Below are 24922 nucleotides of genomic sequence, written 5' to 3' on the forward strand. Positions count from 1 at the left end.
TAGCCTCCCTGCAAGCCCGGATATTGTTACGATGAATTGAATAGAAATGAATTGGCTTCTTTCCACTTGAACTTCCTTAGCAGGAAGACGAGCCATAGGGATAGGGACAGTAAAATCCAGTGTAATTCTTTACATTGTTTTTCTGGCTCTTTTTTAGTTTTCCTATAAATAGGCAAAGGGTGAGTGCTACATATGCTTATCGGAAGAACGATTTATAGGACGGTTTATAGAAAGCGTTATCAATGCCGGGCAATGTTTCAATCTTATGTATGCTAGAAGGATTTGTGAAAATAAATACTTATAGGTTGGTGATCTTTTTGGTTAAAGGAAAAAATGAACTGCAAAAAGACTTGAAAACCAGGCATATAACAATGATCTCAATTGGTGGGGTTATCGGAGCAGGATTATTTGTAGGGAGCGGGACAATTATTCAATCAACAGGTCCAGCAGCAATTTTGTCTTATATTATTGGTGCTTTAATGGTTGTACTCGTGATGAGGATGTTAGGAGAGATGGCTGCGGTAAATCCTGATAGTGGTTCTTTTGCAACATATGCTCATAAGGCAATTGGACCTTGGGCTGGTTACACAATCGGTTGGTTATATTGGTTTAACTGGGTCATTATTATCGCAATTGAATCGGTATTGTTAGGGGCGATGGTTAACAATTGGTTCCCTTCCATACCGGCGTGGATAGCCAGTCTTTCCATGATTATTTTGATGACGATTACGAATATTTACTCTGTAAAGCTATATGGAGAGTTTGAATATTGGTTAGCTTTTATTAAAGTTGCAGCAATTCTTGTATTTTTAGGTTTAGGAATTGCGATGATTTTTGGAATTGTCCCTGGTGTGGACAGGCCTAGTTTTTCGACAATCTCTGAAAACGGTGGCTTTTTTCCAAAAGGGATTGTTCCTGTATTGCTCAGTGTTGTATTTATTTCTTTTTCTTTATCAGGTAGTGAAGTAGCTGCGATTGCGGCGGGAGAATCTGAAAATCCAGAGAAAAATGTTATCAAAGCGATTAACAGTGTTGTTTGGCGTCTTATGCTTTTCTTTGTAGGTTCTGTAACGATTTTGGTCATTTTTATGCCGTGGAATAATGCAGAATTATTGAAGCTTCCTTATGCAAGTTTATTTCGGATGGCAGGAGTCCCTGCTGCTGCGGAAATTATGAACGGAGTTGTGTTCCTGTCTTTGCTATCTGTTTTGAATTCAGGATTATACACAAGTTCTCGCATGTTATTTTCACTTTCGAAAAAAGGAGATGCTCCTCTTGCTTTTTCAAAATTAAACAGTAGAGGTGCACCAATTTGGGCGATCGTTGCAAGTGTATTATTCGCATTCGTTTGCGCTGCGCTGAAGTTTATATCTCCTGATAAACTATTTGCTTTTCTAGCAAATAGCTCAGGCGGCGTTACGATGCTTATGTATATGTTTGTTGCAGTTTCTCATATTCGATTAAGACGAGAAGCGGAAAGGGAAGACCCAAGAAAACTAAAAGTGAAAATGTGGTTATTCCCTTATCTCACATACGCAACGCTTCTTATGATTGTTACGATATTTGTTTCACAAGCATTTATAGCGGATATGCGTATGCAATTTTATTTAACGATTTTAGCTGCTGCTATCGTGATAGCATCCTATTTTCTAAGAGTTAGAAATAAGTCTATCAAGGAAGATAAAGCAGGATTTCCAATTTTAAAAGGTTCGGGGATTGGTTTAGAGAAGGACTAAGTTGTGTGTAATGCAAAATAAAAAATGAAAAAGGGGTAAGTTCAATGTTAAAAGAAAAGAACAATATTGTAACTACAAAATCTGATATTTTAAACGAGAGAAGAAAAAACGCGGTGCCTGCAGGTCCATATAATATTACCAATTTATATGTTCAATCTGCAAAAGGAGCGATTATTACTGATATAGATGGCAATGAATTAATCGATTTTGCAGGCGGAATTGGGATGCAAAATGTAGGGCATTGTCATCCGAAGGTAGTAAAAGCCATTCAAGAGCAAGTAGAATCTTCTATTCATAGCTGCTTTCATGTAGCGCCGTATGAAAGTTATATTGAGTTAGCTGAAAGACTGAATGAATTAACGCCAGGAGATTTTAAGAAAAAAACAATGTTTGCAAACAGCGGAGCGGAAGCGGTAGAAAATGCTGTGAAAATTGCTAGAAAAGCGACTGGGCGCAGTGCCATCGTTTCGTTTGAACGTGCGTATCACGGACGTACGCTTATGACAATGTCCCTTACGAGTAAAGTAAAACCTTATAAGCATGGATTTGGTCCGTTTGCACCGGATGTGTACAAGCTTCCTTATCCGTATTATTACCGCGCAGAAGACGGTATGACGAAAGAAGAAGTAGACGGGCAAATTTTAGCGTATTTTGAACGTTTTATGCTAGAGGAAGTAGCAAGTGATAATATTGCTGCAATTATTTTGGAGCCGCTTCAAGGTGAAGGTGGATTTATTGTACCATCCGCTGCGTTTATGCAAGGGGTAAGAAACCTTTGTGATAAATATGGAATTGTCATGATTGCAGATGAAATTCAAACAGGATTTGCTCGTACAGGAAACTTGTTCGCAATGGATCATTTTGGGGTAGCTCCTGATTTAATGACATTTTCAAAATCCATCGCTGCAGGTATGCCGCTTAGTGCAGTGACAGGAAGAGCTGAACTCATGGATGCACCTGGCCCAGGACAACTTGGCGGGACTTTTTCAGGAAGCCCGGTTGCTTGTGCGGCTGGTCTAGCGGTTTTAGATGTCATTGAAGAAGAAAACTTAGTAAAACGCGCTCGGGAAATCGGCGATCGTATGATGGAAGTATTCAATAGCTGGAAGGATAAATATGAATTAATTGGCGATGTGAGAGGCCTTGGTGCCATGACGGCTATGGAACTTGTAAAGGATCGAAATACGAAAGAGCCAGCAGCAGAAGAGGTTAAAGCAATTATGCAAGAAACACATAATAAAGGTTTAATCACAATAAGTGCCGGTATTTATAGCAGTGTACTTCGTTTCTTACCGCCGCTTGTTATAACAGATGAACAGCTTGAAGAAGGATTGGCTATTCTTGAAGCAGCAATTGCTAAGGTATCTAAATAAGAAGAAGCAATTATTTTTCCAGTTGGAGGTAGTACAATGAAGTTTTTAAATTATATAAATGGGCAGTGGAAAGAGCCATCTACTAATCAATATTCTAAAAACTATAATCCGCATAATGGAGAAGTATTAGGAGAATTTCCATTAAGTTCAGCAGACGATACACAAGCCGCAATTGCATCTGCGAAAGAAGCCTTTCAAAATTGGCAAGGGTTATCGTTTCAAGAGCGGGCAAGTTATTTATGGAAAGCGGCAGCTATTTTAAAAGAACGAGTGACTGAAATCGGTCATGATTTAACGAGTGAAGAAGGAAAAACACTCGCTGAAGGGATAGGAGAAACGAAGCGGGCGATTAGTATTCTTGAATATTATGCAGGAGAAGCGAATCAGCCTGTGGGAGAAATTATTCCTTCGGCTAATCCGAAAACGATGCTCTACAGCAAACGAGTAGCGGTTGGACCAGTAGGATTAATTACACCATGGAATTTCCCAATTGCGATTCCAGTATGGAAGATGGCTCCGGCACTGATTTACGGAAATACTGTTGTTATTAAGCCTGCTGAAATTACACCAAAGTCAGTATTTCACCTCGTGAATGCTTTTCATGAGGCGGGAATTCCTGCCGGCGTTATCAATTGTGTATTTGGGAAAGGTTCAGTAGTTGGAACGGAATTAACAGAAAATCCTGATATAAAAGCGATATCCTTTACCGGTTCTAATGGCGTTGGAAAAACAATTCAGCAAACTGCTGTTGCGAACGGCAAAAAAGTGCAATTAGAAATGGGCGGGAAAAATCCACTCGTTGTATTAAAGGATGCCGACATTAGTAAGGCAGTAGAGATTGCGATTAGAGGTGCATTTATGTCAACAGGACAAAAATGTACTGCAACAAGTAGAATTATAGTTGAAGAGGAAATTTATGAGGAATTTCGTAATGCACTCGTGTTACGTACAGAGGCTCTTAAAGTTGGAAATCCATTAGAAAAGGATACGTTTATGGGCCCATGTGTATCCGAGAATCAGCAGCAAACGGTTTTATCGATGATTGAAGCAGGTAAGAAAGAGGCTTCATTAATTTGCGGGGGCAGCGTACCAACAGAAGATGAGCTAAAACACGGGTTTTACATTTTACCTACTATTTTTGAAGATGTACCTCACGATGCACGAATTGCGAAAGAAGAAATTTTCGGTCCGGTTATTTGTTTGTTTAAGGTGAACAATTATCAAGAAGCAATTCACCTGGCTAACGATACGGAATATGGACTTAGCGCATCTATTTGTACAAATAACCTAAGCCTTGCTCAGCAATTTATTGATGACATGGAAGTTGGAATGGTTCATGTAAACTCCGAAACAGCAGGAGCAGAGCCGCAAGTTCCGTTTGGCGGAATGAAAAACTCTAGTGCTGGTCCGCGTGAACAAGGGAAAGCAGCTGCAGAATTTTATACAAGGATTAAGACAGTGTATGTAGATCAAGTATGATGACAAAAGATGCATAATAATGGGGGATGAACATGCGTAAAGGAACTTTTTTCATGGCAGGACATGCAAGGCTTCCGAAAGGGATGGCTGTACGCAGCGTCTATGAAACACTAACGATTACAATAGAGGCAGATCACAAATATCATGTAATTATCGAATCGTCATGTACCCTTGCGACAGGACACGGGAGAGATTTTATTTCTCAAATTTTAAGAGGATATAGTTTACGAGATGGCATTGAAGACATCATTCAAGAAATCTCTTACCATTATCAAGGAAAAGCACAAAATGCAATCATTAGTGCTTTAAAGGATCTGTACCGCCAATATACAAGTTATGTAAACGGCGAAAGACCTGAGGAAGAATATGAGGAAATCGATCCTATAAAATAACTTTTTAATTCCAAACTAAATGATGAAACTGTCGAGTTTATTGCACTTTACTGTTTAAAGAGCGTTCGTAAACGAGAGCCAGTTGTATTCCAGCTTATTTGATGGCGGAATATAACTGGCTTTTTTATATACAATAAGGAGGCAGGAATATGTCAAAATCAAGTGAAGTTCAAGGTGTAAAAGAGCAGGTAAAGCCAAAAAGAGGATGTAAGGAAACTCATGCAGCGAAATCGTGTAAAATGTGTAAAGCATGTAGTCGAAATACAGCTAAGTACACGAACGAAAATAAATGATATAAACACATTGACATTCAGAAAATTTTAAATTATTATTTAATTATAAAGTGATAAGATCCATACGAGAAATAATCCTTCTCTACATCCGATCTTCACTTTCTATTTTGCACATAGTTGAATAAAATAACTGTCTAATATTATTGTACTTTAAGAGATTAAAGAACACTCGTAATTTTAAGCCAGTTGTACGTTTCTACAATTTATAATTGTGGATGCGTATGACTGGCTTTTTAGTTTCTTTAGACTAAGGGGGAAGATGTCGATGATCACGGAACAAGAAATGAAAATGAAATTTGCAAAGAAGTATGAGGGATATGAAATTGTTCCTCATCCAGAACATAAACGCTTGTATCATATTGTGTTAAATCAGCAATTGCTTCAACAATTCTTTGAAGAGGTAAAAGAACATTCTGAGCAATCATTGCAATATATTCCTTATTCTCGTTTTATCCTTGCTGATCAAATGAAAAAGATCTTTGGTGCATCCTTTATGGAGAATGTTCGAGGTATTATTCATGACCGGGAAACGGGCGGATTTACAATTGGTGTACAGGGTGAAACGACAAATCCAGAAGACTATGTGAAATTTGCAACGGCATTAACGCATTTAATTGGTACGTCTAACTTTGATGCAATGACAGGAACGTATTATGCTAGATTTAACGTGAAAGATACAGACAGCAGTGATTCTTATCTTCGCCAGGCGTATCGTTTATTCACACTTCATACAGATGGAACATTTGTTGACGAACCGACAGATTGGCTTCTGATGATGAAAATCGAGGAAAAGAATGCAGTAGGCGGCGAATCACGTTTACTTCATTTAGATGATTGGGAAGAGCTTGATAAATTTCGAAATCATACACTAGCATCTGTCAAAATGACGTATAAAGCACCGCCAAGTAAAAATGCACAAGAAATCGTATATCGTGAAACATTTTTTGATGTAAATAATGCGCCGTGTATTTGCTTTATTGATCAATTCGCTTACCCTGATAATATTGAGCAAGCAACATATTTGAAGGAACTCTCACACTCTGTTGAAAACTCTCCAGCAACGCATGCATTAAAATTACCAGTTGGCGATTTAGTTCTTTTAAATAACCTATTTTGGATGCACGGGCGAGCTCCTTTTGAAAAAAATAAAGATTTATATCGAGAGTTAATGCGCCAACGCGGCTGCTTCTCTAAATAATATGTATGGCGGGTCTTGAAACAAGGCCTGCCTTTCATGATATACAGGTATACGTACATATAACATGTAAGGAGGAAATTTGATGTATGATTTTATAATTATTGGCGGCGGGATTGTTGGGCTTTCAACTGGGATGGCTTTAACGAAAAAATTTCCTCATGCCAAAATCGCAGTTATTGAAAAAGAGGCCATACTTGCACATCACCAAACTGGACATAATAGCGGTGTGATTCATTCCGGCATTTACTATAAACCAGGCAGCTACAAAGCTAGATTTGCAAAAGAAGGAAATGCCGCAATGGTGCAGTTCTGTAAAGAAAACGGAATTGCTTATGATATGTGCGGAAAGGTGATTGTCGCTACAGAAAAGGAAGAACTTCCTCTTTTACAGAACCTTTACGAGAGAGGTCTGCAAAATGGTTTGGACATTTCTCAAATTGATCAAGGAGAATTAGGGGAAATTGAGCCGCATGTAAAAGGGCTAGGAGCGATTCGAGTTCCTTCTTGCGGTATTGCCGATTACAAAGGGGTAAGTTATGCGTTTGCACATATCATCCAAGAGAACGGAGGAGAGGTGCACTTAGATACGAAAGCGGAACATATTTTTGAGAAAAAAGATTTCGTTACTATTGAGACAAATCAAGGCGTTTTTACAACGCGGTTTCTCATTAACTGTGCCGGCTTACATAGTGACCGAATCGCAAAAAAAGCAGGATTATTAACAGATATGAAAATTGTACCGTTTCGAGGCGAGTATTATGAACTTGTTCCAGAAAAGCGTCATCTCGTGAAACACTTAATCTACCCAGTTCCAAACCCAGATTTTCCGTTCCTAGGTGTTCATTTTACAAGAATGATAAACGGAGACGTACATGCAGGGCCTAATGCGGTCTTAAGCTTTAAACGTGAAGGATATACAAAAAAAGATTTTGATTTAAAAGACTTTATGGAAACAATGACTTATTCCGGATTTTGGAGAATGGCAATGCCGAATATGAAAGAAGGCATGAAAGAGATGATTCGCTCTTTTAGTAAACAATCATTTCTTAAAAGCTTGCAGCGCCTAATACCAGAACTCACAGATAAGGACATTGTTCCAACTCATGCTGGTGTAAGAGCGCAGGCAATTCTATCTAATGGAAATATGGTCGATGATTTTTGCATTATTTCAGGCACCAACTCCATGCATATTTGCAATGCACCATCTCCGGCTGCAACAGCTAGTTTGAAAATCGGAGAGGCGATTGCAGAGCAGATTCCAGATGTAGTGGCAGATATGATAAGTTCTTCGGGGGCGTTTCAGGTAAAAGCTTGAATAAACAATATTTAATAAAAGGATGGTTTTGGTTCATATACCGAAGCCATCCTTTTATGTTCCTTATTTCGTAAAATATGGTAAGTTTGATGAAGATCAATATACGGCATATCAATCATTAATGCAAAATTGGGAGGACTTACGACCAAGTTTATTGCAATCAATATTAGACTATTACAAACAAAAGCGACATGAACTAGGCTATGATATTGGATTAAATGAAAATTATCCATTAGTTGAAACAACTGATCAAATACTAGAAATGATAAGTTTAGATGGAATTGTTGTTCCATATGTGGATATTTTTGAAGGTCAAGATATTGGAATTACATTTAATTGTACATGGGATATAGAAAATGGACTAGGCCTTCGGCTATTAAATGAAAAAGTAGATGAAGTAGGTTACTAGGATGTTGCAATTTAAATATCACTATTTGCTAGGAATACACATAAAAGAGTATAAAAGATTGGTTTGTTTTTTTATGCAAATGGAAAATTAATATTGAAGGTTATTTTCATCGTACATACTATTTAATTGATTTGAAAATATAATTTGTTATAATATTAAAAAATCGCAATATATATTAGCTTGGCGGAAAAATGGCCGAGGGTGTGGATAATGTATTAGCTTCCTTAAGGTTTAAGATAACTGGATGTTACTATAATTCATCGGCATGTTTTTATCAAAAATAAATAGAGTTGGTTTTTTCATTTATTCCACTTGTTGTAAGATTATGGAAAGTCTATAATTATAATTAATACAACTCGAGCAACTGGAGGAAAGTTATGTTACAACAGTTTGTTGGTTTGGTATCTCCTAAGATGAAGAATCTTAAACATCTTTATGGATTGATTCACAAAACTGGACCTGTAGATAAAAACACTTTAATGAAATTAACAAGCTATAGGTCAGCAACATGTGCACGTCTAATCGAAGAGCTCTTACAAGCAGAATTAATTTATGAAAGCGGTCTTGGAAAATCGAGTGGCGGACGAAAACCGTCGATGTATACGATTAATCCGGCCATTTCTTATGTAGTTGGTGTGGACATTTCAAGTACGTATACCACAGTATTACTCCTTGATTTAAACTTAAATATTGTAGACTCTGCCACGTTGGAGATGACATGGCAAATTACAGCTGAGTACACCTTGCAATTCATTATCGAAAATATTGAACAGATGCTCACCGAACATGATGTTCAGCATAATCAACTACTAGGAATCGGAGTTGGTGCCATTGGTCCCCTAGACCGAGAAAAAGGCATCATTCTTACTCCTAAAACGTATATATCGGATGGATGGGAAAACGTAAATATTGTCAGACCTTTAAAACAACATTTTAATACCCTTGTGCTGCTTGACAATGGTGCTAATCTAGCTGCACTCGGTGAATACCAAAACGATTATATGAAAGAAGTAAATAATCTTATCTTCACCATACCAGGAATCGGTATTCGATGTGGTATCATTTCAAATGGAGAAATCGTTCGTGGAAAAATCGATGTGGAAGGTTCATTCGGTCACATTCCAGTAGATATACATGGTCGTCAATGCTGGTGTGGATCTTTTGGTTGCCTGGTAGCATACAGCAGTATACCTTCTGTTCGCAAAGAAATCATTGACCGAATAAAACGAGGGAATAAGTCTATTATTCAACAGATGGTAGATAAACTAGATGATGTGCAATTTAATCATATTTTAAATGCTTTGGAAAAAAATGATGCGCTTTGTGAAGATGTCATTAGAGAAGCAGCCTTCTATTATGGAATTGCTCTTGCTACTCTGACTCACTTACTATATCCAGATGTCGTTGTTATCGGGGGAACGTTAGGGACAAATCAACTCTTTTACGAAGTTGCATCCGAAACAGCATTACAACGAGTCCGGAATTTTTCAGACTATCCGGTTCAATTTGTCCAACCATCTTTGAAGTATGATACAGTTGCCATTGGTGCAGGAAGTATGATTTTTAATTATTTCGTTGAATGAAACTAAACTGCGTGAAAAAATCACGCGGTTTATTTCTTTATTCCCCATACTACTATTGAGCTTTTTTCTCTACAGTTTCATTCTCATTATATGCCTTACGGTTGTATACCTTTGGAAGGACTTTAAGAAAAATGATTGTTGCCAACGAAATTGAAACCATCAGCACACGGAAAGAAAGCAATGTCCCAAAGCTTTGATCCGCAAATATTGCAAGGATAGCTATTAAAGGTATAGCAATACTGGGATATAATACTAACTTACGCATACTAACATTGTCACATAAGGTAGTAAAGATAATCGTAGAAATGCCAAAAGATAAAGCTTCTAATGAAATAACCAAACTCACTTTTGAAGCAGATACAGCGAATTCTTCTGTTAACTTCGGAGTAATTAAGTTAAATACACTATCACTAAATACCAAGAAAAACTCAAATACCAGCAACCATTTTAAAACTTTTAAAATCCCCTTCTGTACTTCTAGTGAGTACTTTTAAACCATAGCCCCCACCCCTCCAGTTTATCTCTGACACTTCCGATAAATGTACAAACCACTTCAATTCACTTAACCAGCAAAAAAACGCTTCCAAAATCAACAGCTATTAAATATTCTACATTTCTACAAATATCGTTATTTCGATAAGACCTAAAAGCGAAATCACAAATAAAGGAATCCTTGAATTTCTATCAACCAGTCTTTGATAGAAAAGTTATTTTTAACAAACTGATAAAAAGTTAGCTTTATTATATAGATAACGATTTTAAAAAGCAATATATTTTAGATTTAACAGCGATTTATCGGGGTTTTATTGATTGTTATAAATTGGAAATTATGATTCTGAAAAAACTTTTTATCAAAAACAAAAAAAGTGATTTACAAAGTCTGAATATTTAGGATATTATACTTGTGAACGGGATTTCGAGATGCTAAATGTAATATTCTGAATTTTCGGAAACGAGAAGTTGATTACTAGTATTTTGAAAACTTTGTCAAAATCGAAGGGGGTATTATATTCTGAAAAGTTTATCGAAATTGGAAAAGGGGGGGTATCGTATTCTGAATTTTTAGAAATATGTAATTGATTACTAGTATTCTGCAAAGTTTATCAAAATTGGAAAGCAGGGGTCTTATGGAATTTAATTCATTCATTAAGAAAGCGGCTGTTATGGCGTTTTCAGCGGGATTAATAATCTCGCCTATTCATTCGGTACTTTCCACTAAAGCAGTAGCAGCAGAACTTAAGACAGCGGACATTCTGTCATCTTTGACAAAGGAACAACGTAAAGCATTGAATCAATTGGAAGTGAACAAGCCTACAGGCCTGCAAGGATTCAGTGAGGCGGAGTTACAGTCGAAAGAAGATATTTCCGTCATTGTCGAATTCAAATCGAATCCTGATAAAGTAGCTGTATTAGAAGCAGCTTCAAAAGGCAAAACATTAAAACAGGAAGACGCTGCGGCACAAGTCGAAAAAGAACATAAAACTTTTAAAGAAGACATCAAAAAATACTTGCCTCAAGAGAAATCTACAACAAAAAGCAGTTCTAACTCCATCACCCAGACCTTCAAAAAAGCTTATAACGGCGTAGCGATGACATTGCCAGCCGATCAAGTAAAACACCTATTGGAATCTGATGTTGTCCAAGCTGTTTACAAAAACCATACCTTTACAGTTGATCCTGATCCTGTTAAGCAAGATCTTCCAAAAGATGTTGAGCGAAAAATTACTACTTCTGTTGAGAGTATTCCTTATTTAAAGATTGATAAGTTACATAAGGAAGGCATTACCGGAAAAGGTGTAAAAGTAGCTGTTCTTGATACTGGGATTGACTATAATCACCCTGATTTAAAGGATGCATACAAAGGTGGTTATGATTTCGTAGATAATGATAACGATCCAATGGAAACAACGTATGCTGATTGGCAGAAATCGGGTAAACCTGAAAGAAATCCTTTTACCGGTTCACCCTATTACACAGAGCATGGTACGCATGTTTCTGGAACCATTGCAGGCCAAAATAAAAATAATAGTGAAGTTTCTGTAGAAGGTATAGCTCCAGATGCCGATCTTTATGTATACCGCGTTTTAGGACCCTATGGAAGCGGAACAGGTACAGCGATCCTGGGAGGTATTGAAAAAGCAGTGGCAGACGGAATGGATGTCATGAACCTTTCATTAGGGGCAGATATAAACGATCCGTATTTTCCATTAAGTACCGCGATTAATTATGCTGTGTTGAGTGGTGTGACGGCTGTTGTTGCTGCAGGAAATTCAGGTCCGGATTTTTCGACAGTGGGTTCACCGGGTACAGCTGCACTAGCTTTAACGGTAGGAGCAAGTGATGTTCCTGTTAAGCTAACTTCATTTACAGGCAGTATTTCAGGAAACTGGTCCACTAAGCTCATCAGCATGGGAAGAAGCTATGCGGATAATTTTTCTACATTAAATGAAAAATCACTTGAGCTTGTCGATGTAGGCTTAGGTACACAAGCAGAATATGCAGACAAAGATGTTAAAGGGAAAATCGCTTTCGTTCAACGCGGGAACTTTGCCCTCACTGACAAAATCAAATTTGCAAAAGAACATGGGGCAGCCGCTGTTATTATGTATAACAATGCAGACGGACAGATTGGCACCAATCTAGGAGAATCCGTTGACTTCATTCCTACTTTTTCTATTACCAAAGCGGCAGGTGAGGAATTAAAAGCGAAAATTGCTCAAGGGAACACAGCATTCACTTTCTCAAATTTAGAGGATATCGTAACCGAAGGAGATAAATTAGCTTACTTCAGTTCAAGAGGGCCAGTCGCGGGTACTCATGATATAAAACCAGAGGTCGTTGCTCCTGGGGTGGGCGTGCTTTCTACAGTCCCTTCTTACATCACTAACCATGAACATCCAGAAGACTATAAATATGCCTATGCACGTCATGACGGAACATCAATGGCTACCCCACACACGACTGGAATTGCCGCATTATTAAAACAGGCGAATCCGAAGCTTGATCCAGATGATATTAAAACAATACTTATGAATACGGCAGATCCGTTAAATGGCGAGTATAGTTTGTATGAAGTGGGAGCAGGTCGTGTAGACCCTTATCAAGCCATTCATGGTGGAATGAAAATACAAGTGACCGATGAAACCTTCATTCCAGATGGTGCGAATTTCATGAAGGTCAAAAATCCATCCGGTGATATAAAATTTGGCTTTTACGACCGTGAGGTGACAGGAAGCAATACTCGTGTGAGTAAAAACATAAGCTTCACAAACAACAGTGACATCACTAAAAATTTCACTGTTTCTGTAGAAGAAAATGTATTGAAAAATGAGACGAACAGCCTGAGTAAAAATGGCGTTATCGTTAGCACCAGCAAAAGCATTGAAGTACAAGCCAACAAAGAAGTGAAACAAAATGTATTTTTGACAGCGCCAAAGACAGCAAAATCGGGTCTATACGAAGGGTATATCGTACTGACGAATAAAGCGGATTCATCCGATAAGTATCGCATTCCATTTAATTTCTATATTGAAGTGGATGATGCCTATACTTTAGATCTCTTTTCGCATTCCATTTTACCGAAACATTTAGATCAAGATCCAGAGAGACGGAGACCTAACTATAATTATCTTGCTTATGGCAACTTTACGGTAATCAGACCCTTGAAAACATTGGATGTCACCCTGCAAGATGCAGAAACAGGAAAAGAGTTAGGTTTTGTCGGAACAATGCCAGATGTAGAGATTTTTCCAAAGGGTCTCGAAATGGTCGTATCACTCTTTAATGGGACGTACTATGCATTTACAGGGGACCCTAAGCAGCCTATTGCAAAAGAAAAGAGTTATGCAAAACCTGGCGGCCACTATAAGTTGAATATTACGGCTGTAACTCAAGAAGGAAAAGTGAAGCAAGAAAAGCAGGATGTTTTCATTGATATTGACGCTCCTACATTTACAAGTTCATTAGATGGACCGTCTCCGTTCCTTGAATACAAACCAGGTCAAAAAACGTATCCAGTCAATATTCAAATTACCGATCCTCTCGTGGCAGAAATGCAGAAAGCAGGAATAGATATCGACCAATCTTCGAATCAGGTGCTTCCTAATTGGGACCCTATTCAACCTCTCTATCCGATTTCTATGGATAAGGACGGAAAATGGGCAAGTGTAGTTAAACTGGATGAAACCGTTCCAGCACTGCGATATACATTAGATGGATTTGATCAAGCTGGTAATTTAGTACCAACAAAAGAATACTTCTTTGTCAAAGAAGGGACACCTGTTACGTATGCAAAAAGCGATATCAAAAAAGTAAAAACAGGTGAACCGATTAAAGGCCAATTATTCTTGGATAATGTAAGCGATGCGAAAGAAGTGGTTTGGAACTTGAAAGATCCATCTGGCAAGGCAACTTTAGTCGATGCCAAACTTGCGAATGGAGTTTCAGACAAAGCAACTTTAACAGTGAATGGAGACGAGGTAAAGGTTGTCTTTAACGATTCCAATTTGACATTTGATCATACGGCAGTTGTTGATGTTACGTTAAAGGTAAAGGATGAAATCTTCACTTTAGGGGCTAGCATCAATCCAACGGCAACTGTAATAAATAGTCAAAATCAAACTAGCAAACTACTTAACGCTGGTTACAATTTTAAGGTTCTGCCGCAATTTAATGACGTTTCTGGCCGAGTAACGCCGGACGGATTCCGCACTTCTAAGTATAGTTCTGTTCTTAATCCAACAGAGTGGATAAAGGCTGGGGCATCGCTAAAGCTCAAGAATTCAAGCGGATTTACTTTTGACGCCACTCCTTTAATCGGCGTAGATGGAAATTACAGTGTAGGAAAGCTTCCTTTAAGCAAGGATCCATATACTTTAGATATGAAAGTACCTGGTCACTTTGAGGTGCACACTAAACAACCGATTGGGTTTGAATCTAAGGGAGAGCTTTTTGGTCAAAATCTTTATATCTACCCATATGTTGTTGATATGAAAGCTGGTGATGTCAACCAAGATAACGTCATTGATGTTTTAGACGCGATTGAAATCCAAAAAGCTTGGAAGACGAACAACCGTGCAGCGGATATTAATTTTGATGGTATTGTTGATGAAAAAGACATGGCCTTTGTTAAAGAGAATTACTTATTGCAAAACAAATATGCTGAAAATCCACCAGCTGCAAAAGAAACGTATGATGGCAAGACATTAGACAGTATTTTGAAAGAGCTCGGGATTCAGTAAATAGAATGCATTTCATTCATCGAATTGTAAACTAATTCATTCCCCTACTACTGTGTTCGAGAAACATTTCTTGATTGAAGGTGGTAGGGGGCAATCAAGTGACAGTAACTTTCCGCAATTATATTGATTTTCTGACATCAATAACAGTGAGAAAACAACGCAAAAATAATGATGTTAGGAGCAAAATTATGAAAAGAAAAACAATAAAATGGCTTTTAAATATTATTTTACTTATTTTTTTTCTATTAACTGTCTATATCGGGGTTACGGTGTATCAATCTAGTAAAAATCCCGGCAGCTTACCTCGTTTTTTTGGATACACACCATTAACGGTTCTCTCTAATAGTATGAAGCCGCATTTTCAATCGGGAGATCTTGTGTTTATTAAAAAAGTAGAATTCGAAGATATAAAGGTGAATGATGTTATAACCTTTAAAGAATCAGATACAAAATTCATTACACATAGAGTAATAGATGTTAAAAAACAAGATGGACAAGTTGGTTTGGTAACAAAAGGTGACAACAACAATGTTGAGGATTCTATGATTGTCACGAAGCATCATTTCGTTGGAAAACAAGTAGCTGCAATACCTAAATTCGGATATGTATCAGATTTTGCAAGCAGTCCGATCGGGTTTTTGCTGTTAATCACCATTCCTTTCACAGGCTACATCTGTCTAACGGTTTTTGAACGTCTTTCCCGAAAAGAAAAACAGCATTCAAATGAAGAAATTGTATTCAAATAAAAACTATTTTAAGTTGGAGGAATTATTTTATGAAAATCGCTAAAGCAAAGAAAGCATTATTAGGGACAACACTTGCTGGTGCAATTGCAGTTGCAGCAAGCTATGGAACGTATTCTTGGTTTACTTCTGAAACAACTGCTAAAGGTAAAATCACAAATGCAGTTGTGCAGCTTAATAATGGTAAAGATATGAAAGGGAATCTTGTTGCAGCTGGAAATTTTGCACCATCACAACTAGTATTTGGAGATTGGCTAACTATTGATAACACAGGGACGGTCGATACATTCTTACAAGCAAAATTGCAGCAATCATTAGATAAACCTCTTTCATTAGATGCGTACAAAGTGGGTTATGTTGCACTTAAATACAAAGTGAAACCAACGGAAGACGTATTAAAAGAATCACAATTGAAACTAGAAGAATTATTCGAAGGAACTACGAATGAAGTAAGTCCTTCTCTTCCAGAAGGCGTAGAAATGGTAACTGGCTTCCTGAATGCTCCTGCAGGAGAAAAATCCGTTGCTTCTATAGCAGCAAAGTCCGCTGCAGCTGTTGGTCAAAAAGAAATTCTTTTGGGTGATGGTGCAGAATCAGGGACAGACAATAAATTCTGGAATTTAGAAAAAGATGAATACATTGATATTTCATTTGGTGTAAAGCTTGATGAGTCAGCAAAGAATGAATATCAAGGTGTAACATACTCTGCTAAGCTATCCGTTAAAGCTAAACAAAAAGACGATGGTGCTTTATACGAGTAATGTAATGATCAAAACAGATGATTGAGAAAAACTTCTTACAAAGAGAAGTGGGCGTTCCTGAAACGGTGAAGCCAAAAGAAACAATCGGCAAAAAATGCTTAGAGTGCTTCCTTCGTTTGATTGGTCTTGAACCAAATAAATAAACAGGTACAGCAACTGGTACGTTATAACATCTCATGCGCAAACTATAGATAAATCCTAGATGATCTATATGATAACTAAGAATCGGTGACGCTTCATTATGACGTTGCCGGTTTTTTTACTCTTTATATCTCTATTTTGTAGGAACAAGCAGAGAAGAGGGGTTGCAGATGTTACTTTGGATTTGAGCGTTGCTCCCGCCAGTTGTCATGAGCGTTGACAAAATCAAGGACGTTCACCTTATTGCTGATTATACTGTAATAGGTGCAAAAGATAACAATGGGGCAGCTCATTTCGGCAGTGGCATCAAGATAGAATTCTTACTGGAGAGTTATTCGGATGGAGGGTTATAGAGATGGCTACTTTATTACAACAAGTAACACAAGAGATAGAGGGAAAGAGAAATGAATTATTTGATATTTGTAAGCGGTATGGGTTTCTTCATTTCAAAACTATTCAATGTAGTCAAGAGTTAGACAAGTTATTAAATCAAATTAGTTATTCAAAGTAAGGCATGTTGGGATGTAGTATAAAGCCATTCTATATACAGGTTAACGAATTTTGGTGCAAAAACTTTGCGTTTTGGGATATTACTTATAATTGAAGCAGTATGGGGATCCAACCTCACATTCATTAACTTAAGATTCATTTTTATATAAAATGTAAGGTTTTCCAAGTAGTTTTTCATTACCTTTTACAGATATTTTAAAAGTACGCATACAAAATAAATGAAGTGAACCATATAGGGCATGAAAAAGCACCTCTTATATCGTATTTTATTGGGTACGAATATACAGAGGTGTTTCTTTTTACGGGAACAGAACTGGATAATATCAGCGATAGGTGGGGGAGGTTTAATGGTCGACGAAGGGTGAACTACGCGCCCCATTGAATAAAGTGAAACTTCCATCAGTAGGGGGTTTCTTCATCCCCCACTGATGGAAAGCTCTCACGAATCGGGCTCTTACGGGCAGTTATCTCCCACCTATCTTCTTTGTTTTCTCAGAACCTTGAGGTGGAAGTCTTACTGCCCTAAAGTAGCGGGATAAAAACTCTAATTAAGATAAGTTGGTTGAGGTGGTGGATCTAGATGGAATTCCTGATTTGTATAAATGGCATTGATTTCTGTGGATTGTAACAATGCTTTAATCTCATTCGCCGGCAACTCCATGGCAACGCCGTTAAGCGCAGATTTATAGGTATGAGTAATGGAATAGGGAATTTGCTTCTGATCTAAAAATCTTTTTACATCCTTTTGAAATCGTGCATGACTATCTTCCACGTTCTGTTCGGCCTCTTCCAATGTTAAAGAAACACCGTTCGCCTTTGCTAAGGCGACAGCGACTTTTGCCGGTTTTGTTTTAAATTCAATGATAATTGAAACCGTCTTTTTACTATTCATATCAATTTTTGGATCGATGTATGAAGCTGAAGTCATTACTTCTTCCCCCTTTTTTTCTTGCCGTTTCTCCGTGTTTTTATAATCATGTGAATCCGTTTCCCCACAGCCTGCCAGGGACAAAAGGCAAATGAACGATAGAAAATGATAGTATTTTCTCATAGTCATATCAGCCTTCCTCATATAGGATAATTCCAGAATTCCCCTTATTAATATATTATACCAAGTTGCATTTAACTTAGGTCATTCTTTTTTAGCTTCCAATTCATTTTGCATGCGTTGTTTAAACTCCTTTGGAGAGCATTGATTATATCTTTTAAAAAGCTTATAGAACTGAGCCATGTTAGAGATACCAACTTCATAACCAACATTCGTAATGCTAAGATCAGTTGTCATTAATAAACATTCAGCTTTTTTTATTCGCTTATAATTAACGTAATCAATAAATGAAGTACCAATAATTTTTTTGAAATATTTTATGAAATAATGGTAGCTAAGTCCTAGTAATGAGCAAGCTTCTTCTACAGTAATCTTATCTTCCAAATGTTTGTCTACGTATTCAAGAACTGGCCGCAATCGGTTCAGACCAATTCCTTCTGTATAGTTTAGTATGTTGCGTGTATCATTTCTTAAGAGTAATAGCATCATTCGCTTAATAGCCGAACTAATGGCAATTTCATATCCTCTCATTTGTGTTTGTGATTCTTGAAAGATTTCCATGATTAAAGTATATATTTCATCTCTTACAGTTTGTTTTTCTTCAAAAATATAGTTTATTTCATTCAAAGGTTTGGTTTGTTCAGAGAAACAGTATATGTACGGCATGATACTTTCATCGAAGTGTTTCCCTAAATCAATTTGAAACACCACATATCGTAAATCATCCATTAGAGGTTTATGAGAACGATGTGGTTGGGATGCACCTAAAACGATGACATCGCCAGGGCCCATTAGAACATACTCGTTTTTACTTTGTATCCCCAAATTCCCTTCAATGACGGCAATAAATTCTACTTCTTTATGATAATGCCAAGGGTGTTTCTCTATCGTACTGAAATGATGTTTTTTCATATGAATTTCCCATATTTTTAGAAACAGCAACGGATTTTGATAAATGACTTTTTCATTAATAGCTTCTAAATCGTTTTTTATTAAAGTCATACGCAATTTCTCCCCTTTAGAACATGCCACTTTTGTAAATAAAACATATCATAATTCTTCTTATTTTCTCTTTCGATTTTTAATAACTAAAAAAATGATGCCACTTTTGAATAAAAAGACAGCTAAATTAAGCATATCCTTCATTCCTTATCTTTTCTATACTAATCACAAATACAGTGAAACTTCTATCAGTGGGGAGCTTCATCCCCCACTGATGGAAAGCTCTCACCAATCGGGCTTTTACGGGCAGTTATCCCCAGCCTATCTTCCTTGCTTCTCTTTGCATCTTGAGGCGGGGACGAATTGCCTTTGGATTTGTAAAAAATCCCCTGATTCGATACGAATGTATGTTCTTTTTTGTCGTTTTGTATTATCATGAAGGTAAGAAGAGTGGGAGGTGAAAATGATGACGAAAGAAAAAGAATATGGGACCTATCAAATTTGGATTAAGAAAGGTCACAAATTGCACGCCTACTTCATGGAAATGTGTCAAAATGCAAAAAATCTCTACAATACAACGAATTTCTATATTCGCCAAGCATATACGGCCTTACGTACGGATCAACCATTACAGCCGCTCCAACAAGGAGTTCTTCATACATTACAAGCATATATTGAAATCATGAATGAAAATCAATTTCGCGCGTATCAAAAACGTGTGCAAAAACAGAAAGAAAAGCCGGTAGAAGAACGGAAAGAAATCAAGTGTAATCTGTTTATGTTACCAACAAAAGAGAAATCATTCTTATCCTATAACTTTCTAGATTGTTTGTTTAAAACCATGAAGCAACAAGACTATATAAACCTACCATCACAAGTGAATCAAGCAATTATGAGAAAGCTTTACCAAAACTGGGATTCATTTTTTGATTCCATGAAAAAATACAAAAAACACCCTTTCACTTTTACTGGCAGACCTCGCATTCCAAACTATATCAAATCATCTATGAGAGAAGTTGTATTCACGAATCAAGTATGTAAACTCCAAGATAAGTATATTCGGTTTCCAAAAACAAGTATAAAGTTAAATATCGGTAAATTGTTCAGACATATCAAAAATCTAAAAGAGGTACGCGTTTCTCCTGCTTACGGAAAGTTTAAGTTGGAAATTGTGACAGAACAGTCCGAACCAGTACCTGAGTATGTAGACAATAATCGCTATATGAGTATTGATTTAGGGATCAATAACATTGCAACTATCATAACCAATACAGGGGCTACTCCTGTGTTAGTAAAAGGCAATGTCATCAAAAGCACCAATCAATACTACAACAAGCAAAAGGCTTATTTACTGGGTATTCTTCGTCATGGAAAAGAACCAAAAGAAGGACCACACACATCAAAGCGTTTAGAGAGGCTTCATGAAAAACGGTTCCTCAAAATAAAAGATATCTTCCACAAAATGAGTTGCCACATTGTTCAGATGGCGGTTCAACAGGAACTCTCTATGATTGTGATTGGGAAAAATACATCATGGAAACAAAACAGCGATATGGGAAAACGACAGAATCAATCCTTTTGCCATATCCCGCATAATCTACTCATTGAAATGATCACCTATAAGGCAAAACGAAAGGGTATTACTGTACAAATCGTGGAAGAATCGTATACAAGCAAGGCATCCTTTTTAGACAATGATGTAATTCCCACTTATGGTGAGGGAGACATTCCTGTATTCAGTGGGAAACGTATTAAACGTGGCTTGTATCGTACGAAAGAGAATAATCTACTGAACGCAGATGTGAATGGTTCTTATAACATCTTAAAAAAAGCAGTTCCAAAGGCGTTTGCCGATGGAATAGAGGGGTTGTGCCATCAGGTAGCTGTGTCAACTCCACTCGTGTTAAGCATCTCTTAAAGATGATACGCGAGAAACCCCCACTTCAAGATCCGAAGGAGATAAGTGGCGGGAGTTTTCATGGGTTGTAGAGCCAAGCCATCCAATTCAGAAGGAATTTCAGAATTCATTGAACTTGAACGTGAAGAAATGTATGGTGAACATTTTGATATTCCAGCGTCAGATGAATTGATATTTACAAGCTGGTTTGAAGGCGGGGAAATTTTTAGAAGTGGCTGCACATATAAAAGAGAGAATGGCAAAATATTCTATTTTAGACCGGGACATGAAACATACCCAACGTACCATAATAAAGAGATTCAACGCGTAATCATAAATGCAATTCAATGGGCAAAGCCAGTAGAAAGAAAACGTCCTGTCTACGGTAATGCCAAGCCGCTTGAACAAATTGCTGTTAAAAACTAATGATGATGAAACAAAGGGGATAAAGATCATGGGAAAAATAAAAATAGCGGTTATTGGTTGTGGAAGCATTGCAAAGTATCGTCATTTACCAGAATATCAATTTAATGAAAATGTAGAACTAATCGCAGTTTGTGATGTAAATGAAGAACGTGCAAATAGTGTGGCAAAGCAATATGGCGCGACAGCGTATACAAAGTACGAAGAGCTGTTAGCTAGCGGCATTGTGGACGCGGTTAGTGTATGTACACCAAACTATCTGCATGCGCCTATTTCGATTGCAGCTTTAAACAGCGGCGTTCATGTATTATGTGAAAAACCGATGGCTACATCAATAGAAGAAGCAAAAGCAATGATTGAAGCAGCAAAATCAAACGGCAAAAAACTAATGATTGGACACAATCAGCGCTTTGTCGCATCTCATCAAAAGGCTCGTGAGCTAATTAAAAAGGGCGAGATCGGTAAAATCCATAGCTTCCGCACAGCTTTTGGCCATAGTGGACCAGAAGGGTGGAGCGCGGACGGCAAAGAAAGCTGGTTCTTTAAAAAAGAAGAAGCATGTATTGGTGCAATGGGAGATTTAGGCGTTCACAAAACAGATTTACTTCGTTACTTACTCGGAGAAGAATTTGTAGAAGTTGGCGCATTTGTTGAAAGCAATGCAAAAGATTTCGCTGATGTTGATGATAACGCGGTATGTGTATTAAAAACGGAAAGTGGTGTCATTGGAACGCTTGCAGCAAGCTGGGCTTATAAAGGGAAAGAAGATAACTCAACAATCATTTATGGTGAGAAAGCAATTCTTCGTCTAGAAGAACATCCAATCTATTCATTAATCGTTCAATATGCGACAGGGGAAGTAGTTAATTATGAACTAGGGAAAATTCAGTCGAATGAGGAAGGCGGACAAAGTAATTCTCACGTGATTGAAGAGTTTATACAAGTAATTTTGAATGATGAAAAACCAGCTGTTCCAGGTGAAGAAGGGTTAAAATCTCTTTCTGTCATTTTAGCAGCTTTACAATCAAGCCAAACAAAACAAATTACGCGCATATAAGAGGTGAGTACCGTGAGAATTGGCATAATTGGAGCAGGAGGAATTGCCACCGGTCGGCATATTCCAGCATTTAAACAGCTAGGTGATGAATGGGTCATTTCGGGCGTGAGTGATATGAATCATGAAAGAGCGAAAGAGGTAGCGAATGAGCATAATATTCCGCAAGTATTTGCTGATTATAAAGATATGCTTACAGAAGTAGATGCCGTATGTATTTGTACGCCGAATGCATTCCATGCGGAAATTGCAATTACAGCTTTGCAAGCAGGCGTTCATGTATTATGCGAGAAACCAATGGCACTATGTAAACAACAGTGTGAAGAAATGCTGGAAGCTTCCAAAAAAGCAGATAGAAAACTAGCAATTGCCTATCATTATCGCTTTATGAAAGAAGCACAAGCAGCAAAAAGAATGATGACAGAAGTAGGTCGTCCTCTCGTAGCGCGTGTAAAAGCGATGCGGCGCCGCAAAGTTCCTGGGTGGGGCGTATTTACGAATAAAGAACTGCAAGGCGGAGGAAGTTTAATAGATTACGGCTGCCATTTACTTGATTTATCTCTTTGGCTCATGGGAAACCCAAAACATACAGCAGTTCTTGGAAGTGCGTACAACGAATTAAGTAAAACACCCAATCAGTTAAATCAATGGGGAACATTTGATCATGAGACATTTCATGTAGATGATCATGTAACCGCTTATATGAAATTCGAAAACGGTGCTTCATTGCTGCTGGAAACGTCTTGGTCTGCCAATATTGAAGATGATGAAGAACATGTTAGCATTTCCGGGGTAGATGGAGGGATTAATGTTTTTCCACTTGAACTTTACACAACGAAAAACGGCATGCTGCTGAATAGTACGGCAGCTTGGATAGAGGGGGAAGAAGATTATAGTTTCATGCAGGCTAAAAATTTTATTGATGCCTGCAAAGGAAAGGCTGAGTTAGTAGTGAAACCTGAGGAAGCGCTGCAAGTATCGGCTATTATCGATGAAATATATGAAACGAGTCAAACAGGGGGAAAATAAAATGAAACTAGGCGTATTTACCGTTTTATTTGCAGATCATTCATTTGAAGAGATGTTAGATAAAGTAAAAGCAGCAGGTCTTCATGCTGTTGAAATTGGAACAGGCTGCTATCCTGGAAATCATCATTGCCCGCTAGATGAACTGCTTGAAGATAAGGAGAAAAGAGAAGCATATCTAAAAAAAGTAACAGACCGAGGGCTGATTATTAGCGCATTTAGCTGTCACGGTAATCCAATCTCACCGGAAGAAGGCTTTGCAAAAGAGTCTGATGATACACTTCGTAAAACGATTCAATTAGCATCTCTATTAAACGTGCCGGTCGTAAACTGTTTTTCTGGAACAGCAGGGGATCATGAAGGAGCGAAATATCCAAACTGGCCTGTTACCCCGTGGCCAAATGAATATGCGGATGTATTAACTTGGCAGTGGGAACATAAGCTGATCCCTTATTGGAAAGAGCTCGGGGAATATGCAGAAAAGCACAATGTGAAAATTGGTTTAGAATTGCACGGCGGATTTTTAGTGCACACACCGTATACGTTATTAAAACTTCGTGAAAAAACAAGCAAAGCAATCGGCGCCAACTTAGATCCAAGTCATTTATGGTGGCAAGGGATTGATCCTGTCGGAGCCATTAAAATTTTAGCAAAAGAAAATGCGATTCATCATTTTCATGCAAAGGATACGTACTTAGATCAAGATAACATTAATATGTATGGCCTAACAGATATGCAGCCATACGGAGAAGTGCAAACACGCGCCTGGACATTTCGATCAGTTGGATGCGGCCATGATATGAAAGAGTGGTCAAATATGATGAGTGCACTTCGCACGTACGGATATGACTACGTAATAAGCATTGAACATGAAGATCCAATCATGTCGATTGAAGAAGGATTTAAACGTGCAGTTACGAATTTGAAAAGTGTATTAATAGAAGAAACACCTTCGCAAATGTGGTGGGTGTAGTACAATCAATCCGAGTTTAAAGAAGAAAGCAGGTTCATCCTGCTTCTTCTTTTTCATACATGTGTATCTGTCTGATCCAGCAGGTTTGCCAGTATCATGCTATTCTCTTGATCGGCATCGTACTGCACAATATCGTCATACTCAAACAGTTCGAATTCTTCGCCAAATTCCCGTTTCATGAAGTCGATAAATTCTCCAATGTTTTCTCCTACTTCTTTATTACGGCGAAACTCCATCATAATTGCTCTAAATCGGTGGGGAGGAATTTCGCATTTAATATGATAAGACTTACTGATGCCAAAAGAATCTCTTGCATCGTATAAAGTGTATGTATACAACAGAGAGCCATCTCCTTTTTTACATGATATGTATATCGTTCCATAGTT

At 37.7% G+C, this 24922-nt stretch carries 21 protein-coding genes and 2 pseudogenes; 19 read left to right on the forward strand and 4 right to left on the reverse strand.

The features are described from left to right. Positions 1–269 precede the first annotated feature (269 nt). The 9 genes and pseudogenes from WAX78_RS18255 to WAX78_RS18295 all read left to right on the forward strand — a co-directional run bounded on the left by WAX78_RS18255 (position 270) and on the right by WAX78_RS18295 (position 9778). Positions 270–1736, forward strand: a complete 1467-nt coding sequence (locus tag WAX78_RS18255; protein ID WP_413789210.1) for an amino acid permease — start codon at positions 270–272, stop codon at positions 1734–1736. 44 nt (positions 1737–1780) lie between these two features. Then, a complete protein-coding gene (gene gabT, locus WAX78_RS18260) occupies positions 1781–3109 on the forward strand; it encodes a 4-aminobutyrate--2-oxoglutarate transaminase (RefSeq protein ID WP_336483408.1) in 1329 nt (442 codons plus the stop codon). Positions 3110–3145: 36 nt separating this feature from the next. After that, positions 3146–4588, forward strand: a complete 1443-nt coding sequence (locus tag WAX78_RS18265) for an aldehyde dehydrogenase family protein (protein WP_336483409.1) — start codon at positions 3146–3148, stop codon at positions 4586–4588. A gap of 32 nt (positions 4589–4620) precedes the next feature. Next, positions 4621–4980, forward strand: coding sequence for a DUF3870 domain-containing protein (locus tag WAX78_RS18270; protein WP_336483410.1), 360 nt, complete (start codon positions 4621–4623; stop codon positions 4978–4980). A 149-nt stretch (positions 4981–5129) separates the two neighbouring features. Then, positions 5130–5273 carry a hypothetical protein gene (locus WAX78_RS18275; protein WP_336483411.1) on the forward strand — a complete coding sequence of 48 codons (144 nt, stop codon included), beginning with the start codon at positions 5130–5132 and terminating at the stop codon, positions 5271–5273. A gap of 259 nt (positions 5274–5532) precedes the next feature. Continuing rightward, positions 5533–6471 carry a glutarate dioxygenase GlaH gene (glaH, locus tag WAX78_RS18280; RefSeq protein ID WP_336483412.1) on the forward strand — a complete coding sequence of 313 codons (939 nt, stop codon included), beginning with the start codon at positions 5533–5535 and terminating at the stop codon, positions 6469–6471. An 82-nt stretch (positions 6472–6553) separates the two neighbouring features. Continuing rightward, entirely contained in the window at positions 6554–7786 is a 1233-nt protein-coding gene (lhgO, locus tag WAX78_RS18285) for an L-2-hydroxyglutarate oxidase (protein WP_336483413.1), read from the forward strand. A 79-nt stretch (positions 7787–7865) separates the two neighbouring features. Then, a pseudogene (locus WAX78_RS18290) lies at positions 7866–8195 on the forward strand (DUF6985 domain-containing protein); the annotation flags it as partial. A 377-nt stretch (positions 8196–8572) separates the two neighbouring features. After that, entirely contained in the window at positions 8573–9778 is a 1206-nt protein-coding gene (locus tag WAX78_RS18295; RefSeq protein WP_336483415.1) for an ROK family protein, read from the forward strand. 52 nt (positions 9779–9830) lie between these two features. Here WAX78_RS18295 and WAX78_RS18300 read toward each other — a convergent pair whose 3' ends face one another. Further along, complete coding sequence (locus WAX78_RS18300; protein WP_336483416.1) at positions 9831–10220, reverse strand: hypothetical protein; 390 nt, start codon at positions 10218–10220, stop codon at positions 9831–9833. Between the two features lie 685 nt (positions 10221–10905). On the opposite strand from WAX78_RS18300, the gene WAX78_RS18305 reads away from it, so the two are divergent. The 5 genes from WAX78_RS18305 to WAX78_RS18325 all read left to right on the forward strand — a co-directional run bounded on the left by WAX78_RS18305 (position 10906) and on the right by WAX78_RS18325 (position 17174). After that, positions 10906–15018, forward strand: a complete 4113-nt coding sequence (locus WAX78_RS18305; protein ID WP_336483417.1) for a S8 family serine peptidase — start codon at positions 10906–10908, stop codon at positions 15016–15018. 188 nt (positions 15019–15206) lie between these two features. Then, positions 15207–15764, forward strand: a complete 558-nt coding sequence (locus WAX78_RS18310) for a signal peptidase I (RefSeq protein WP_336483418.1) — start codon at positions 15207–15209, stop codon at positions 15762–15764. A 29-nt stretch (positions 15765–15793) separates the two neighbouring features. Further along, on the forward strand, positions 15794–16522 hold the full coding sequence (locus tag WAX78_RS18315; RefSeq protein ID WP_336483419.1) for a hypothetical protein: 729 nt from the start codon (positions 15794–15796) through the stop codon (positions 16520–16522). Positions 16523–16539: 17 nt separating this feature from the next. Continuing rightward, positions 16540–16665, forward strand: coding sequence for a hypothetical protein (locus tag WAX78_RS18320; RefSeq protein WP_336483420.1), 126 nt, complete (start codon positions 16540–16542; stop codon positions 16663–16665). Between the two features lie 353 nt (positions 16666–17018). Continuing rightward, entirely contained in the window at positions 17019–17174 is a 156-nt protein-coding gene (locus WAX78_RS18325; protein WP_336483421.1) for an aspartyl-phosphate phosphatase Spo0E family protein, read from the forward strand. A gap of 543 nt (positions 17175–17717) precedes the next feature. Here WAX78_RS18325 and WAX78_RS18330 read toward each other — a convergent pair. Continuing rightward, positions 17718–18230 carry a protease inhibitor I9 family protein gene (locus WAX78_RS18330; RefSeq protein ID WP_336483422.1) on the reverse strand — a complete coding sequence of 171 codons (513 nt, stop codon included), beginning with the start codon at positions 18228–18230 and terminating at the stop codon, positions 17718–17720. Positions 18231–18305: 75 nt separating this feature from the next. Continuing rightward, complete coding sequence (locus tag WAX78_RS18335; protein ID WP_336483423.1) at positions 18306–19223, reverse strand: AraC family transcriptional regulator; 918 nt, start codon at positions 19221–19223, stop codon at positions 18306–18308. A gap of 406 nt (positions 19224–19629) precedes the next feature. On the opposite strand from WAX78_RS18335, the gene WAX78_RS18340 reads away from it, so the two are divergent. From WAX78_RS18340 to WAX78_RS18360, 5 genes and pseudogenes are all read left to right on the forward strand, one after another. After that, a complete protein-coding gene (locus tag WAX78_RS18340) occupies positions 19630–21081 on the forward strand; it encodes an RNA-guided endonuclease InsQ/TnpB family protein (protein ID WP_336483424.1) in 1452 nt (483 codons plus the stop codon). Positions 21082–21142: 61 nt separating this feature from the next. Then, positions 21143–21486 (forward strand): annotated as a pseudogene (locus WAX78_RS18345) (ThuA domain-containing protein); the annotation flags it as partial. Between the two features lie 28 nt (positions 21487–21514). Further along, positions 21515–22540 (forward strand): Gfo/Idh/MocA family protein, encoded by a 1026-nt coding sequence (locus WAX78_RS18350; RefSeq protein WP_336483425.1) that lies wholly within the window; start codon positions 21515–21517, stop codon positions 22538–22540. 12 nt (positions 22541–22552) lie between these two features. Beyond that, positions 22553–23566 carry a Gfo/Idh/MocA family protein gene (locus WAX78_RS18355; protein ID WP_336483426.1) on the forward strand — a complete coding sequence of 338 codons (1014 nt, stop codon included), beginning with the start codon at positions 22553–22555 and terminating at the stop codon, positions 23564–23566. Between the two features lies 1 nt (position 23567). Continuing rightward, positions 23568–24536, forward strand: coding sequence for a sugar phosphate isomerase/epimerase family protein (locus WAX78_RS18360; RefSeq protein WP_336483427.1), 969 nt, complete (start codon positions 23568–23570; stop codon positions 24534–24536). A gap of 53 nt (positions 24537–24589) precedes the next feature. Here the strand turns inward: WAX78_RS18360 and WAX78_RS18365 are convergent, their stop codons facing one another. After that, on the reverse strand, positions 24590–24874 hold the full coding sequence (locus WAX78_RS18365; RefSeq protein ID WP_336483428.1) for a hypothetical protein: 285 nt from the start codon (positions 24872–24874) through the stop codon (positions 24590–24592). Between the last annotated feature and the right edge of the window lie 48 nt (positions 24875–24922).

Source organism: Bacillus yunxiaonensis, assembly GCF_037104695.1.
Lineage (GTDB): Bacteria > Bacillota > Bacilli > Bacillales > Bacillaceae_G > Bacillus_A > Bacillus_A yunxiaonensis.